Origin of the sequence: Rhodococcus sp. LB1, assembly GCF_001583455.1 — a bacterium.
GTDB classification, from domain to species: domain Bacteria; phylum Actinomycetota; class Actinomycetes; order Mycobacteriales; family Mycobacteriaceae; genus Rhodococcus_F; species Rhodococcus_F opacus.
Genome location: NZ_LTCZ01000176.1, coordinates 1 through 13859 on the forward strand (window position 1 = coordinate 1; position 13859 = coordinate 13859).

Sequence of the window (13859 nt, forward strand, 5' to 3'; positions counted from 1 at the left end):
CGGCCTGCAGGCCGAGAGAACCGCACTCGCTTGGCGCCGAACCACTTTGTCGTCTTTCTGTGTCTCGGCCGTGCTCGTGCACCGGGCCGCCGACGGCGGCGCAGGCGCCGCCACGGCGCCCGCGCTGCTCGCCGCACTGGTCACGACGGCTCTTCTGCTGTGGGCGAGCGCAGTACGGGGTCGGGCGTTGCGCGAGAGCGTTGCCGGTGCCACGCACCGGCAACTCCTCCCGGTGTCGGCTGCCGTCGCCGTCAGCGCCGCGACAGTAGCCTCGATGCTCTGGCAGCTGCCCTGAGGTGATCACACCGTGTGCATGCTCGTGACGAGATGCCACGGGTCGTCGAGGGCGGCGGCCCTCTCCCCCAGGCGCCTGGCCCACACGGTCTCGTTTCCGTACTCCTCCCGCCACGACCAGAGTCGCAGCGTCGACAGACGCAGCGCATGTTCCTGCGTGGTTCCGATCGCGCCGTGGATCTGGTGTGCGAGTTCGGCCACGACACCTGCTGCCCGGCAGGCATTCACCCGCGCTGCCGCGACGGCGGGCGACGCGTCCCCGGCGGACGCGACCGCCCGGACGGCACTGTGGGCGCTCAGTTCCGCGATCACCACCTCGCCGGCGATCTGCGCAAGATATTGCTGCACTGCTTGGAAGGCACCGATCGGTCGGCCGAACTGCACCCGCTCACCGGAGTAGCGCAGGCTGTGGTCGAGTGCCCGTTGCGCGGCGCCGCCGATCTGGACGGTGCGCGCCAGGGCGGCCCGGGAACGCAGATCCACCGGAGCCGGAAGCGTGACGACGTCGTCGGCATCGACCCGGACGGCCTCGAATCGGAGGTCGTCCCGGGGCTCGCCGGCGAGATTGGCGCCGGGACGGATCGTGCACACCTGCGGGTCGAGACTGCAGATTCGGTCGCCGATGACGAGCACGACCCGCGTTGCCTCCCGCGCCCACGGCACCCGACGCACCGTGCCGTCGAGTTCCCAGCCGCGACCGTCGTCGGAGGGCCGGCAATGCAGCTCCCGCAGGTCGGCGGTTGCGGCCGTCAGCGGGCCGTCGGGGATCGGCAGTCGCGCGGCGGCCAGCAGAGGCCCTGCCAGCCAGAGGGTTTCGGCGATCGGCGCGGCCACACTGTGGTACGCCGCCGAGCGCAGCACCGCCGCGGCCTGTTCGGCGTCGCCGCCGCTGCCGCCGAGGTCCTCGGAGATCCCGATCCGGGTCAGACCCGTCTCCTCCAGCGTCCGCCACGCATCGGCGAGGTCGTTCCACTCACCGAACAACTTGTCGGTCGTCTCCGCGAGCAACTTCAGTTCGCTGTTCATCTCACTCCCATCGCCCGCGCGACGACGCCGCGAAGAATTTCGTTGGTGCCACCCCGCAGAGTTGCCGTGGGTGAACTCGCAATGATGTGCGCCAGCATCCGGGGCAACGGATCATCCGATCCGAAGTCCGGCTCGACACCGGTGCCGCGGGCCGCCTCGATCACGTCGCGCTCGAATCGGGTTCCCAGATCCTTCACGAGAGCCGCCTCGGTGTTCGGCGCCTCCCCCTTGCTCAGGGACGTGGCGACGGCGATGGACGCCTCCCGCAGCGACCACGCCCGCGAGACGAGCCGCCCCAAGGTGACGGGATCGATCGCGTCGCGCTGGGCGAGAAGCCGCAGCAGCGGCATCGTGCTGAGAATCCGCTCGGGGCCGCTCCGCTCGTACGACAGTTCGCTCGTCACCTGCCGCCAGCCCTGCCCCACCTCACCGAGCACGGCCGAGTCCGGGACGAAGACCCCGGAGAACATCACCTGGTTGAAGTGGTGGTCGCCGCTCAGCGAGTAGATCGGGCGGATCTCGACGCCGTCGTCGGGCAGCGGAATCAGCAACTGCGACAGGCCCTCGTGTCGGCTCTCCCCGGCCGGGCCGGTGCGCACCAACGTCAGGATCACGTTGGCGATGTGCGCGCCGGTGGTCCAGATCTTGGTGCCCTCGACGATCCAGCCGCCGTCGGCGCGGGTGGCACGCGTCCGCACGGACGCCAGATCCGAGCCACTGTCCGGCTCGCTCATCCCGATCGCGAAGACGCATTCGCCCGTCGCGATGCCGGGAAGGTAGCGGTGCTTCTGCTCCTCGGTGCCGAAGTTCAGCAGTCCCGGTGCGGCCTGCCGGTCGGCCACCCAGTGGGCACCGACCGGCGCGCCCGCCGCGAGCAGTTCCTCGATGACGACGAAGCGCTCGAGCGCGGTACGGCCTTGGCCACCATAGACTTCCGGCACGGTCATCCCGAGCCAGCCACGGGCACCGAGCTTCCGGGTGAACTCTCGGTCCGAGCCGACGACCCAGCTGTCCGCAATCGGGGTGAAGGAACCGCTGTCGAGTTCACCGGCGAGGAACTCGCGGACCTCCCGTCGGAGCTCGTCGGTCTCGGCGGGCAACACTGCCGACTCCAACTCGAACGCTGCATTCATCTCTTCAACTCCTACAGTGCGAGGGACTTGGCGATGACGGTTTTCATGATCTCGCTCGACCCGGCGGCGATCCGGGCCAGCCGGATGTCGGCGTAGAGCCGGGCGATGGGGTACTCGAGCATGTACCCGTATCCGCCGTGCATCTGCAGGCACTTGTCGACGACGCGACCCGCCATCTCGGTGACGAACAGCTTGACCTTGGCGACGTCGGCGACGGACAACGTGTCGTCGTTGTACGCGAGCATCGCCTTGTCCACCAGTGCCTGTCCGGCCTCGATCTCGGCAGCGCAATCGGAGAGGACGAACTTGGTGTTCTGGAACGAGGCGACGGTCTGACCGAAGACCTTGCGCTCCTTCACGTAGCTGATGGCGAGGTTCAGTGCGGCCTGCGCCGTCGCCACCGCCGACACTGACTGGGTGAGCCGCTCCTGCACGAGGTTGAAGGTCAGGTAGCTGAAGCCCTTGCCCTCCTCGCCGAGCATGTTCGCATGCGGAACCCGCACGTCCTCGAAGGACAGTTCCGCGGTGTCGGTCGAGCGGCAGCCCAGCTTGTCGAGCTTGCGGCCCTTGGTGAACCCCGGCATGCCGTCCTCGACCACGAGCAGGCTCAGGCCGCCGCGACGGTCGTCGCTCTTGGAGGTGCGGCACGCCACGATCACCAGATCGGCGTTGATCCCGCCGGTGATGAACGTCTTGGCGCCGTTGAGGATCCAGTGGTCGCCCTCACACACGGCCGTGGTCTTGATGCCGGACAGGTCCGATCCGGCGCCCGGCTCGGTCATCGCGATCGAGCACATCTTCCGGCCGGCCGCGATGTCGGGCAACCACCGCTGCTTCTGCTCCTCGTTCGCGCAATGCAGGTAGTACGGGGTGGCGACGTTGGTGTGCAGGCCGAGCCCGCCGAGGGTCGACAGCGTGAGCGCGGTCTCCTCGATGACCACCGCATTGAAACGGAAGTCGGACACGCCACCGCCGCCGTACTCCTCCGGGACGTTCAGGCCGGCCAGCCCCAAGTCGCCGAACCGCAGATAGATGTCCTTGGGCAGGATTCCCGCCTCTTCCCACGCCGGGACATTGGGTGCGACCTCGGTTTCGAGGAACTTGCGAATGGTTTTGCGGAAGTCGTCGTGATCCTGTTCGAAGATCGTGCGTTCCATGGTTGTACTCCAGAGTCGGTGAAAAGGATGATCAGGCGGCGGGTTCGGTGCCGACGACGGAGATGAAGCTCACGCAGTCGCCGGGCCGTCCGCCGAGGTTGTGGGTCAGGCCGAGCGTGCGCTCGCCGCTGGCGATGCTTGCGATCTGCCGCTCCGCCGGCGCCTCCCGGCGCAGCTGGAGCCAGCACTCGAACAGCATCCGCAGCCCGGAGGCGCCGATCGGATGGCCGAAGCTCTTCAGGCCGCCGTCCGGGTTGACCGGCAATTCGCCCTGAAGGTCGAACTTTCCGTCGAGAACGTCGCGCCAGGCCTTGCCCTTCTCGCTGAAACCGAGGTCCTCCATGAGCACGAGTTCCGTCGGGGTGAAGCAGTCGTGGACCTCCGCCAACGCGAATTCGCTGCGCGGATCCTTCACACCGGCCTCGGCGTAGGCGTTCTCGGCGCACTTCACGACCTCACGGATCGAGGTGTAGTCGAACGTCGGGTCCATCGGACCGTCACCGGGACCGGCCACCATCGACAGCGCCTTCACGAAGATCGGCTTGTCGGTGTACTTGTAGGCGTCCTCGGCCCGGACGACGATCGCGGCCGCGGAACCGTCCGAGACACCGGAACAGTCCATGACCCCGAGCATCCCGGAGACCTTCGGGCTGTTGCGAATCGCGTCCATCGACAGTTCCTTGCGGAACTGGGCACGCTCGTTGCGTGCACCGTTGTAGTGGTTCTTCCACGCGATCCGGGTGATGACGTCCTTGAGTTGTTCGTCGTCGATGCCGGTCATGTTGGCGTACGCCGGTGCGAGGAGCCCGAACGCGGCAGGCGCGGTAATGGCCACGGAGGTGCCGTCGTGCGGCGGCGCGGCCGACGTCAGCCCGGAGTAACCGGAGTCCTTGAGCTTCTCCACACCGATCGCCATCGCGACGTCCACTGCCCCGGACGCCACCGCGTAGCACGCGTTGCGGAACGCTTCGGATCCTGTGGCGCAGAAGTTTTCGACCCGTGTGACGGGCTTGTAGTCCAGCTTCAGGGTGCGCGAGAGCAGCTGTCCCGAGAATCCCGAGGCCATCGTGCCGAGCCAGTACGCATCGACGTCGTCCTGGGTGAGGCCCGCACTCGCGAGGGCCTCCTGGTTGGCGTCGACGAGGAGGTCTTCGGCGCTCTTGTCCCAGTGTTCGCCGAAGGGCGTGCAGCCCATCCCGACGATGGCGACCTTGTCGCGAATGCCGTGTGTTGCCATGATCATGCCTCCTTGGTGGCGGCGACGGCACCGCGGGCGGGTCGTGCCTTCCAGAAGTAGTTGTGGACGCCGTCCGACGTGGTGTAGAAGCGGCGGAACGTCATCTCGACGGGGTCACCGATCTTCAGCGCCGCCGCGTCGGCATCGGTGATCTCGCACATCAGCCGGCCACCGCCGTCGAAGTCGATCGCGGAGCCGATGAGCGGCGGGCTCAGGGTGTAGGCGAGGAGGTCCGCCTGGTAGGTCGCGATGGTGCCGCGCTCACCGGCGATCCGTTCGCGTTCCATCCGGTCCACGGCTTTGCAGGATCGGCACACTCGGATGGCCGGCATGTGCCGGGTGCCGCACTCGGTGCATCGGGATCCGGCCAGGCCGAATTTCCACTGTGCATTGCGGGACGACGGCGGTGCCGCGGGGCGGTCCGGGTCGGGTCGGCGCGGCGATTCCCGGCGGAGGAATCCGCGCCACGTGAGGAATCGCTGGTAGCCGATGGTCCGGCCGTAGCCGAGCTGTTCGGCCACCCCTGGGGTCGTGCGGGCGTCGCGGTAGGTCGCCAACGCCGCCGTCGTGCGCAGCAGCACCGCGTCGGCGCCGTCGCCGAGCTGGACGATCAGGATGGTCTCGCCAGGTGCCGCGTCGTCCAGCGCCGAAGCGAGGAGGATGCCGGGCTGCGCGGTGCCGGTCGCGCCGACGGTGGCAGCGAGGTCGTCGATCACCGCGGCGTCCGACGCCAGCGTCTTCGTGACGACGCCGACGGCCCTGCGGTGCAGACCGGCGACACCCACGCGGTCGACATCCGAACGGGTGAGGCCAGCCTCCTTCAGCGCGGCGTCGACCGCGTCGAGTGCCAGTTCGCGGTAGATGCCCTCCGCGAACCGCTCCTCCCACACCTTGCTGGCTGTCTCGCCGGGCACCCGCCAGCGGTCGAGGAACTCGGCCGAGGCCGACCCGCGGCCGATCAGTTCGGCGACGACGCCGTCGCCGGTCCCGAAGAGGAGGGCCGAGGCGCCGTCGCCGCCGTCCTTCTCCTCGGCGGAGGAGGGCAGGCCCGTCCGGATGTCCGACAGCACCGCAAGAGTGGGACGTCCGGCGGCGGCTGCATCGGCCGCGGCGGTGATCACGCCCATGCCCGAACGTGCCGCTCCCGAGAAGTCCCACGCGGGAACCGACTGGTCGAGGGCCAACGCGGCATGGACGATGCCGGCATTGGTCTTGTCCGCGTATCCCGGGGTGGCCGTCGCGTAGACGAGCCCGGCGGGCGCCGGGGCCCCGTCGAGAGCGGCGAGCGCGGCCTCGACGCCCATCGACGTCGAGTCCTCGTCGTAACCGGCGACCGAACGAGTGCCGCGGCCGGCAGGCGTGCCGAGCGCGGAGCCGATGTCCTTGCGGTCGACGCGCCAGAGGGGAAGGTAGACACCGTATCCGGTGACACCGAGGGGGGTGGTGCTCATGGCAACTCCTTGTGAATCCGGCCGCGCCCTGGTCGCTCGGTCCGGCCTTGTCGAAATCGGCTGTGTCAGGCGGGGAGCCAGAACTCGGCGGACCCTGTGATCGCGACCCCGGCCCCTTGCCGGGCACACGTCAGGGCCACCTCGACGGCGGAGCCGCCGTCACCGGGACGCACCGCGGTGACCTCGCCGTTGCACACGAGGACGTCTCCCGGCCACACCTGCTCCTGGAAGCGCGTGGTGAAACGGCGCACGTTCGCGGCGCCCAGCCATCCCGCGGCGAACGTCCCGAGCAGCGCGGCCTGAAACATGCCGATGGAGAAGACGCCGTCGAATCCGGCCTTGCGCGCTGCGGCGTCGTCGTGATGAAGCGGGTTGAAGTCACCGGACGCACCTGCGTAGCGGACGATGTCGGTGATGCTGATCGGTCCGAACGTCTGCTCCCGGGCCCTGTCGCCGACGACAGTCGTGCGCGTGAATTCTGTCGTGGTCATCAGGACCCCTCCTTCGGTGCGTGGGCGGTCTCGACCGCGGTCGAGCGCTGCTCCGCGACGAGCGTGCCGTCGGCGTCCCGGAATTCCGTGACGACCTTGACGAACGTCAGGCTGCCGCCGCGACGGCCTTCCTTCTCGAATCGGTCGGCGATCCGCGCGGTGGCGGTGAGAACCTGTCCGGCGCGAGGCGGTTCGCCGTGGAAGATGTACTCCTGCTCGGCGTGCAGGGTCCGCTGCGGATCGAGCCCGTGCACGGCAGCGGCCTTCGATTCGGCGGTCTGCCAGAAGAAGCCGGCTGTCGTGAGGAACGTCGGCGGGATCACGGGATCGGCGCCCTGGTAGGCCGGGTCGGTAGACATCGCGGCGCGCGCGAACTCACGAATCTTGCCGTGCTCGACCCGCACCTCGAATGCGGGAGCGGTGTTGTCGGTCATGTCATTCGCCCCGGTTCGCCTTGGCCTTTTCGGCGTGCTTACCGGAGACCTTGCTCTCGGCCTTCGCCGGCATGTGCTTGGTCGCCGCGGCGAGGCCCTCGACGGTCCACCGGGTGTCGCTCTCGACCTGGTCGACGACGGTCCAGCCCTGGTACAGGCCGACCTCGCCGCCCATCACCCGGAACGCGTGCCCGGTGAATTCGCACTTCGCGGAGGCGAGGAGCGCGACGAGCGGTGAGATGTTGGCCGGATGCCACGAATCGAAATCGCTGCCGATGGTTTCGGTCATCACCTGACCGAGCCCGGGGGTGGCCTCGGTGAGGCGCGTACGGGCAACGGGTGCAATGCAGTTGGCGCGCACGTGGTAGCGCTCGAGTTCCTTCGACGCGATCTGGGTCATCGCCGCGATGCCGGCCTTGGCGGCCCCGTAGTTGGTCTGGCCGGGATTGCCGTGCAGGCCGGATCCGGAGGAGGTGTTGATCAGGGACCGATCGGTCTCGACGCCCTTCTTCGCCTCTGCGCGCCAGTATTCTGCGGCATGCCGGGTCACCGCGAAGGTGCCCTTGAGGTGAACGTTGATCACGGAGTCGAACTCGTCCTCGCTCATGTTGACGAGCAGGCGGTCGCGCAGGATTCCGGCGTTGTTGACGAGGATGTGGAGGTCACCGAACGTGTCGATCGCGGTGGCGATCAGGCGACGAGCACCTTCCCAGTCGGTGACGCTGTCGCCGTTGGCGACGGCCTCGCCGCCGAGTGCTGTGATCTCGTCGACGACGGACTGGGCAGCAGAAACGTCCGAACCGCTGCCCTCGGCGCTGCCACCGAGATCGTTGACGACGACCTTGGCGCCCTCGGCGGCGAACAGCAGGGCGTGCTCACGTCCGAGCCCGCGACCGCCGCCGGTGATGACTGCTACTCGACCTTCCAAAGATCCCATGGGATGTTCGTTCCTCTCCTGTGCGGCCGCGTCGAAGTGCGCCAATGAATTTGGGCACGCGGCCTGGTGAATTGGTGAGCAGATCATCGCTCTTCCTTCACGGTACGAGAGAATGCGCCAAAGGTAAACGCCCGATCTACCTTGATCGGTGATAAGTTTCAGTTATGGAGCGTCGCCATCTGGCCCAGTTCGTCGCCGTCGTCGACTCCGAGAGCATCTCGGAGGCCGCACGCCGGCTGCACGTGAGTCAGCCGGCTGTCTCCCAGTCGATCCGGGAACTCGAAAAGGCCCTCGACACACCACTGTTCGTTCGCGGACGCCGACTGACGCTCACCCCCGCGGGGCGCGCCCTGGTCGGCCCTGCGCGGCAGACCTTGCGGTCGTTCGACAACGCCCGTGCGGCCGTCAAGAGCGTGGAGTCTCTGCACACAGGACGCCTGGACCTCGCGGTGGTGCACGGCCTGGCGGTCGACCCCCTCGCACCATTGCTCGTTCGGTTCCGCCGGCGCTATCCCGACGTGACCGTGCGTCTGCAACACGCGCCCTTCGGAGTCGAGGGATTCGAGACACTACGACGCGGCGAGGCGGAACTGCTCCTGACCGATCACCCCGGGCCGTTCCCGAAGCATTCGTCGATAGAGATCCCGGTCGCGGACCTCATGGTCGCGTTCTCCCCGAAGGCCACCGACCTCCCACCGGGCGACACCGTGGATCTCGCGGACCTCGTCCGGTTTCCGCTGATCATCGGCCTCCCGGAAAGGTCGGCGAGCCAACAGGCTTTCGTTGCGGAAGTGGCATCGGCTAACCTGCCGCTGCCGACTCTCGTGGTGGAGACGGAACACCGGGAGGTCATCCTGCCGCTCCTGCTCGAGGGCGTCGGCGCAGCGGTGCTGTCGGCACCCGAAGCCATGGCGGCGGCGAGCATGGGCGCTCAGGTCCGGCGCATCGACCTCCCACCGCTTCGTTCGTGCGTCCTCTACCACCGGCACGATCCGCTGTCGCCCGCAGCGAGCGCCTTCGTGTCACTGGTGCGGTCGTGAACGCACACAGCGGCCACCCCGGGGAGCCGTGAAGGCGCCGAGATGGCCGCAGTAGAGAATTCGATGCTCGTCAGCGCCCCTGAAAAGTCGGCGCTCGCCGTTCCTGCATAGCGGCGAGTGCCTCGCGTGCGTCTTCGCTCGTGGCGACGAGACCCATGTGGGACGAGATGAGATCGAGGCTGGTGCGCAGATCGCTGTTCACTCCGTGGTAGACACTGCGCTTGATCATGCGCGTGGCGAGGGGCGGGCCCGCGGCGAGTCGGGCCGCGAAAGCCTGCGCTTCCTTCAGCACCGTCTCGTCGTCGACGATCCTGGTGACGAGGCCGATCCGCAGCGCCTCGTCGGCGTTCACGAAATCGCCGGAGAGCAAGAGCTCCAACGCTTTCGCCACTCCGACGATGCGCGGGAGATAGTAGGCTCCGCCGTCGCCCGGCACGAGACCCAGCCGGATGTATCCCTCGCTCATTCGCGCACTCCGCGCCATGAACCGCATGTCGCACATGAGCGCCATGTCCATACCGGCGCCGACCGCGACGCCGTTGACCGCGGCGATGGTCGGCTTGTCGAACTCGTCCATGGCCAGGGCGACGCGATGAATGTGCTCGGTGAGTACCCGTTTGCCCACGAGCGGCGATTCGTCCATCCCGGCGATGACGCTCAGGTCTCCGCCTGCGCAGAACGCGTCACCGGCACCTGTCAGCACGAGTGCACCTACCGAACTGTCCCTACGCGCGCCGGCCACGAAGTCCGCCCACTCGTCGATCATGTCGAGGGTGAACGCATTCTTCGCCTCCGGCCGGTCGAGGGTAATCGTCGCGACGCCGTCGGCGATGTCGAAAGTAATGTCGTCCATTGCGGAGATCTCCTGGGTTGGAGCGAATACGACCGGCCGTCCGAACCGGCCGGAGAAGGGCGAATGCCTCTGCCTTCTGTAGAACCACGATAATCACTCCACGCGTATCAAGTCAATATACGTTAACTTAATTTCGACGAGTTCGACGCATTACGCGATAATATGCGGTCGGTGGTGACCGATCAATCCAGGCAATGAGGTGCACAGACGTTCACAATAAGGTGGGCGCCGACCCATTAGACTGAGCGCATGAACTTCCGCTACCGAGGGTGGGCTTGCGCATGGGGCCGATAGAGCCGCGGGCCGCGTCCACCACCACGCGGACCCGAGCCCCCCGCGTTCCCGCTGCTCAGCGCCGGGAAGAGATTCTGCGCACGGCAGCGCGCCTGTTTCAGCAATGGGGATACGGCGGTGTCGGCATCGACGACATCGGTGCCGAAATCGGGATCAGCGGTCCCGCCATCTACCGGCACTTCTCCGGCAAGGAAGCTCTGCTCGCCGAAATCGGGCTGCAATTCCTCGACAGCATGGTCGCCGTGTCGGAGGCGGCGATCGCCGACACGGGTTCCGATGCACCCATCTTGAGCCGCCTCGTCACCGCCGCGGTCGACCTCGCACTCGATCGGCCCGCCGAGCTGGCTGTGTGCCTCCGAAGTCTGTGGTACCTCAACGAGGATCGTCTCGCCGATATCGACAACCGCTGGCAGGCGTTGATCCACTCCTGGACTCCCGCCATCGCAGACATCCGGCCCGACCTCGGCGCGCCCGAATCCTCCATCTATGTGCGCGCGTCGTGCGGGCTGATCGTCGGAGCGAGCAGGGCAAAAGACAAGGTTCCCCATGCGCGCCTCGTCGAACTCGTGTCGACGATGGTGATGCAGTTGGTCGATGTCCGGCTGGCTCCCGCCGACATTGCCGAATTCGACGACTCGCCGGCAGTCGGCGGGTGGGAACGGTCGTCGCGGCGCGAGAAGATTCTCGGCACGGCAATCACGATGTTCCGGGAACGCGGCTTCAGAGGGGTGTCGATGGCAGACATCGCCGAGGCGATAGGAGTGACCGCGGGGGCGTCCTACCGGCACTTCGAAAGCAAGGAAGACATCCTCGCGACGGCGATCCACCGGGCATCCGAACGGGTGGTCCTCGGACTCAGCGACGCGTTGACGCCCGCCACGTCGGCGGAGGACGCGCTCGACCGGCTCCTGCGGTCCTACGTCACCATCTGCGTCGAAAATTCCGACCTGATCGCGGTGAGTCTGTCGGAGTTGCATCACGTCCCCGAAGCGATGGCCAAGCGTCAGGAACGAGTGCGCCTCTTCAACGAGGAGTGGACGCACTGCCTCGCCGTCACTCGAACAGAGTTGTCCCACCCCGAAGCAACGGCACTGGTCACCGCCATCACCGGGCTGGTCACCGAATCGGTCCGATCACGACGAGTCGGCCGGCGTCCCCGGCTTGGCGACGACCTGTACCAGCTCGCGCACGCGGTCCTGGCCGAGCCCGGTGCGCCAACCCACCCGACCGAAGTCATCTGACGACGCGCTCTCCACAGGACGCTGTATCCGGCGCAGCGAGCACGCCGTCTGCAACGAGCTTCCTCGCCTCGTCGGGGTCGAATCCCACAGCGGCCAGGGCTGCCTCGATGCTCGGTGCCGACGCTGCCTGAGGTTCCGGCGCGGAAGCGGGAGTGCCGCTGAAGCGAGGCGCGGGCATGGGCTGGACGATGCCGTCGTGTTCGGCGAGGGTGACACGCGCCGCCATGTGCGGGTGGCGGTGGGCCTCGCTCAGCGACAGCACCGGGGTGGTGCACGCCTCGGTGTCGGCGAAGGCCTGCTCCCATTCGGCCCGGGTTCGGGTGGCGAACAGCGCCGCGATGCGGGCGCCCTGTTCCTCCCACAGGGCGCGGTCGTGCTGGTCGGCGAACAGGGGGTCGTCTGCCAGCCCGAGGACCCGCAGAAACTCGCGATAGAACTGCGGCTCCACGCATCCCGCCGCCATGTGACGGCCGTCCTGACACCTGTAGGTCCGGTAGAACGGCGCGGCCCCGTCGAGCATGTTCGAGCCACGCTCGTCGCGCCAGAATCCGTCGGCCAGGAAGCCGTACGTCATGGCGAGGAGGAGCGACGTACCGTCGACCATCGCGGCGTCGACGACCTGTCCCTCGCCGGTCTTCTGGGCATTGGTGAGCGCACAGACGATGCCGTAAGCCAGCAGCATTCCGCCGCCACCGAAGTCGGACACCAGATTCAGCGGCGGGACGGGATCGCCGTCCTTGGGACCGATGGCGTGGAGGCCACCGGTGAGTGAGAGATAGTTGATGTCGTGCCCGGGCGCCGACGCCCACGGCCCGTCCTGCCCCCACCCGGTCATCCGGCCGTAGACGAGTGTGGGGTTGAGCGCGTGAAGATCTTTGGGACCGAGCCCGAGTCGCTCCGCGACGCCCGGCCGGAATCCCTCGACCACCGCGTCGCATCCCTGCGCGATCCTGCGCACGGCCTCGATCGACTCCGGATTCTTGAGGTCGACCTCGATCGTCACGCGGCCGCGGTTGAGGATCGGGTGCTTGTCCCAGCCCTTTCCTCGAACGAGGCGAATGACGGTTGCGCCCATGTCCGCCAGCATCATCGCGGCGAACGGGCCGGGGCCGATACCGCCGAGTTCGAGGACCCGCAATCCCGCCAAGGGACCCTTCTTGTATGTGTTCGTACTCATGTCACTCCGCCGTGTTCGTGGGTCTACAGATGGACCAGTTCCGGGACAGCGTTTCCAACGCCGCCGCCAGCGCCAGCGGCTGCTCGAGCATGATGTGATGGCCGGAGTCCGGTATCTCCAGTTCGATTGTGTCGTGACCCATCTCGTCTGCCAGCGCGCGGCTCATCTCGCGGCTGAGCATCCCGCGCTCGCCTCGGATGAGTGCGAGCGGACACGAGGGCGGAACGACCTCGCCGACGATCATCCCGCCGGCCATCGAAATCGTGGGATCGAATTGCCAGGTGAAACCCCCAGCGTCCGCGCGAATCGATCGGGAGCCGAGGTATTTCCGCACGTATGTCGGCAGCGGAGTGTCCTCCGGGTCCGGGCGGAAGCGCGCAACGATGGCGTCCTCGCTCTCGTACACCCGGAGCTTTCGGCGCATGCGGCGTTCCCGTTCGGCGTCGAAGACCGGGCGCACCGTCCGGGCCGGCGAGTCCACCACCACGGTGCCCGCGAGTTCGGAGCCGTAACGCCCCGCTGTCTCGAGCGCGACGAAACCACCGAGGCTGTGTCCGATCACGATCGGACGAGGCCCGACGACGCCGGCCACGGCCATCACCTCCTCGGCCCACCGCCGGCGGCTGTAGGACGACCGGTGGTCGCTGTGGCCGTGCCCGCTCAGGTCGAGTGCGGCGACGCGCCGGCCGTCACTCAGCAGCGGGGCGACATGATCCCACCACCGGGAATTCGCCGCGCCGCCGTGGACGAGGATCAGCGGATTCCCACCGGGTTTTCCCCACACCCGATACGAGATCCGCGCGCCGTCGACGTCGACACTTCCCAACTCCGGCTCGACGGCCGTGGCGCGGGTGAACCAGTCGGGCGCGGCATCGAGATCGTGCGAATGCGCGACGACGGTCATGACGTGTACGCGTCACGCAGCGTGCGCTTGAGGATCTTTCCCACCGGCGAGAGCGGCATCTGGTCGATGAACTCGACGGTCCGCGGCGCCTTGTATCGCGCAATACGCTCGCCGACATAGTCTCTCAGCTCTTCGGGAGTCACGCTCGCCCCCGGCACGAGGACCACGACCGCGTGCACGCGCTCTCCCC

General features: G+C 67.6%; 15 protein-coding genes. 3 read left to right on the top strand and 12 right to left on the bottom strand.

The features are described from left to right. On the top strand, positions 1–295 hold a 295-nt coding region (locus tag AZG88_RS23705; RefSeq protein WP_061699394.1), incomplete at its 5' end, for a DUF202 domain-containing protein. A 5-nt stretch (positions 296–300) separates the two neighbouring features. On the opposite strand, the gene AZG88_RS23710 is transcribed toward AZG88_RS23705, so the two are convergent. From AZG88_RS23710 to AZG88_RS23745, 8 genes are all read right to left on the bottom strand, one after another. Further along, entirely contained in the window at positions 301–1320 is a 1020-nt protein-coding gene (locus tag AZG88_RS23710; protein ID WP_061699395.1) for an acyl-CoA dehydrogenase family protein, read from the bottom strand. Then, positions 1317–2453 carry an acyl-CoA dehydrogenase family protein gene (locus tag AZG88_RS23715; RefSeq protein WP_061699396.1) on the bottom strand — a complete coding sequence of 379 codons (1137 nt, stop codon included), beginning with the start codon at positions 2451–2453 and terminating at the stop codon, positions 1317–1319. Before AZG88_RS23715 ends, AZG88_RS23710 begins: the two co-directional genes overlap by 4 nt. Before the next feature lie 11 nt (positions 2454–2464). Continuing rightward, positions 2465–3610, bottom strand: coding sequence for an acyl-CoA dehydrogenase family protein (locus tag AZG88_RS23720; RefSeq protein WP_061699397.1), 1146 nt, complete (start codon positions 3608–3610; stop codon positions 2465–2467). 31 nt (positions 3611–3641) lie between these two features. Continuing rightward, positions 3642–4847 carry an acetyl-CoA acetyltransferase gene (locus AZG88_RS23725; RefSeq protein ID WP_061699398.1) on the bottom strand — a complete coding sequence of 402 codons (1206 nt, stop codon included), beginning with the start codon at positions 4845–4847 and terminating at the stop codon, positions 3642–3644. A gap of 2 nt (positions 4848–4849) precedes the next feature. Then, a complete protein-coding gene (locus AZG88_RS23730; RefSeq protein WP_061699399.1) occupies positions 4850–6298 on the bottom strand; it encodes an OB-fold domain-containing protein in 1449 nt (482 codons plus the stop codon). A 65-nt stretch (positions 6299–6363) separates the two neighbouring features. Continuing rightward, complete coding sequence (locus AZG88_RS23735) at positions 6364–6789, bottom strand: MaoC/PaaZ C-terminal domain-containing protein (RefSeq protein ID WP_061699400.1); 426 nt, start codon at positions 6787–6789, stop codon at positions 6364–6366. Beyond that, a complete protein-coding gene (locus AZG88_RS23740; RefSeq protein ID WP_061699401.1) occupies positions 6789–7223 on the bottom strand; it encodes an FAS1-like dehydratase domain-containing protein in 435 nt (144 codons plus the stop codon). Before AZG88_RS23740 ends, AZG88_RS23735 begins: the two co-directional genes overlap by 1 nt. 1 nt (position 7224) lies before the next feature. After that, the gene (locus AZG88_RS23745) at positions 7225–8160 is read right to left on the bottom strand and encodes an SDR family oxidoreductase (protein WP_061699402.1); all 936 of its coding nucleotides are present in this window, start codon (positions 8158–8160) and stop codon (positions 7225–7227) included. Between the two features lie 164 nt (positions 8161–8324). Between AZG88_RS23745 and AZG88_RS23750 the strand changes: the two genes are divergently transcribed. Then, positions 8325–9200: a LysR family transcriptional regulator gene (locus AZG88_RS23750; protein WP_061699403.1), complete on the top strand. Its 876-nt coding sequence runs from the start codon at positions 8325–8327 to the stop codon at positions 9198–9200. Between the two features lie 70 nt (positions 9201–9270). Here AZG88_RS23750 and AZG88_RS23755 read toward each other — a convergent pair whose 3' ends face one another. Further along, entirely contained in the window at positions 9271–10053 is a 783-nt protein-coding gene (locus AZG88_RS23755) for an enoyl-CoA hydratase/isomerase family protein (RefSeq protein WP_061040862.1), read from the bottom strand. Between the two features lie 281 nt (positions 10054–10334). Here AZG88_RS23755 and AZG88_RS23760 point away from each other — a divergent pair, with 281 nt between their 5' ends. After that, positions 10335–11588, top strand: a complete 1254-nt coding sequence (locus AZG88_RS23760) for a TetR/AcrR family transcriptional regulator (protein WP_061040861.1) — start codon at positions 10335–10337, stop codon at positions 11586–11588. Here AZG88_RS23760 and AZG88_RS23765 read toward each other — a convergent pair. The 3 genes from AZG88_RS23765 to AZG88_RS23775 all read right to left on the bottom strand — a co-directional run. Further along, the gene (locus AZG88_RS23765; RefSeq protein WP_197436035.1) at positions 11581–12765 is read right to left on the bottom strand and encodes a CaiB/BaiF CoA transferase family protein; all 1185 of its coding nucleotides are present in this window, start codon (positions 12763–12765) and stop codon (positions 11581–11583) included. The genes AZG88_RS23760 and AZG88_RS23765 overlap by 8 nt on opposite strands. 1 nt (position 12766) lies before the next feature. Continuing rightward, on the bottom strand, positions 12767–13669 hold the full coding sequence (locus AZG88_RS23770) for an alpha/beta fold hydrolase (protein WP_061699404.1): 903 nt from the start codon (positions 13667–13669) through the stop codon (positions 12767–12769). Beyond that, the coding region (locus AZG88_RS23775; RefSeq protein ID WP_442971741.1) for an AMP-binding enzyme at positions 13666–13859 on the bottom strand (194 nt) is incomplete at its 5' end. The genes AZG88_RS23775 and AZG88_RS23770, both read right to left, overlap by 4 nt.

Coding starts and splice junctions, on each gene's coding strand:
- AZG88_RS23710 (WP_061699395.1), bottom strand. CDS start 1,320: ATGAACAGCGAACTGAAGTTGCTCGCGGAGACGACCGACAAGTTGTTC.
- AZG88_RS23715 (WP_061699396.1), bottom strand. CDS start 2,453: ATGAATGCAGCGTTCGAGTTGGAGTCGGCAGTGTTGCCCGCCGAGACC.
- AZG88_RS23720 (WP_061699397.1), bottom strand. CDS start 3,610: ATGGAACGCACGATCTTCGAACAGGATCACGACGACTTCCGCAAAACC.
- AZG88_RS23725 (WP_061699398.1), bottom strand. CDS start 4,847: ATGGCAACACACGGCATTCGCGACAAGGTCGCCATCGTCGGGATGGGC.
- AZG88_RS23730 (WP_061699399.1), bottom strand. CDS start 6,298: ATGAGCACCACCCCCCTCGGTGTCACCGGATACGGTGTCTACCTTCCC.
- AZG88_RS23735 (WP_061699400.1), bottom strand. CDS start 6,789: ATGACCACGACAGAATTCACGCGCACGACTGTCGTCGGCGACAGGGCC.
- AZG88_RS23740 (WP_061699401.1), bottom strand. CDS start 7,223: ATGACCGACAACACCGCTCCCGCATTCGAGGTGCGGGTCGAGCACGGC.
- AZG88_RS23745 (WP_061699402.1), bottom strand. CDS start 8,160: ATGGGATCTTTGGAAGGTCGAGTAGCAGTCATCACCGGCGGCGGTCGC.
- AZG88_RS23750 (WP_061699403.1), top strand. CDS start 8,325: ATGGAGCGTCGCCATCTGGCCCAGTTCGTCGCCGTCGTCGACTCCGAG.
- AZG88_RS23755 (WP_061040862.1), bottom strand. CDS start 10,053: ATGGACGACATTACTTTCGACATCGCCGACGGCGTCGCGACGATTACC.
- AZG88_RS23760 (WP_061040861.1), top strand. CDS start 10,335: ATGGGGCCGATAGAGCCGCGGGCCGCGTCCACCACCACGCGGACCCGA.
- AZG88_RS23765 (WP_197436035.1), bottom strand. CDS start 12,765: ATGAGTACGAACACATACAAGAAGGGTCCCTTGGCGGGATTGCGGGTC.
- AZG88_RS23770 (WP_061699404.1), bottom strand. CDS start 13,669: ATGACCGTCGTCGCGCATTCGCACGATCTCGATGCCGCGCCCGACTGG.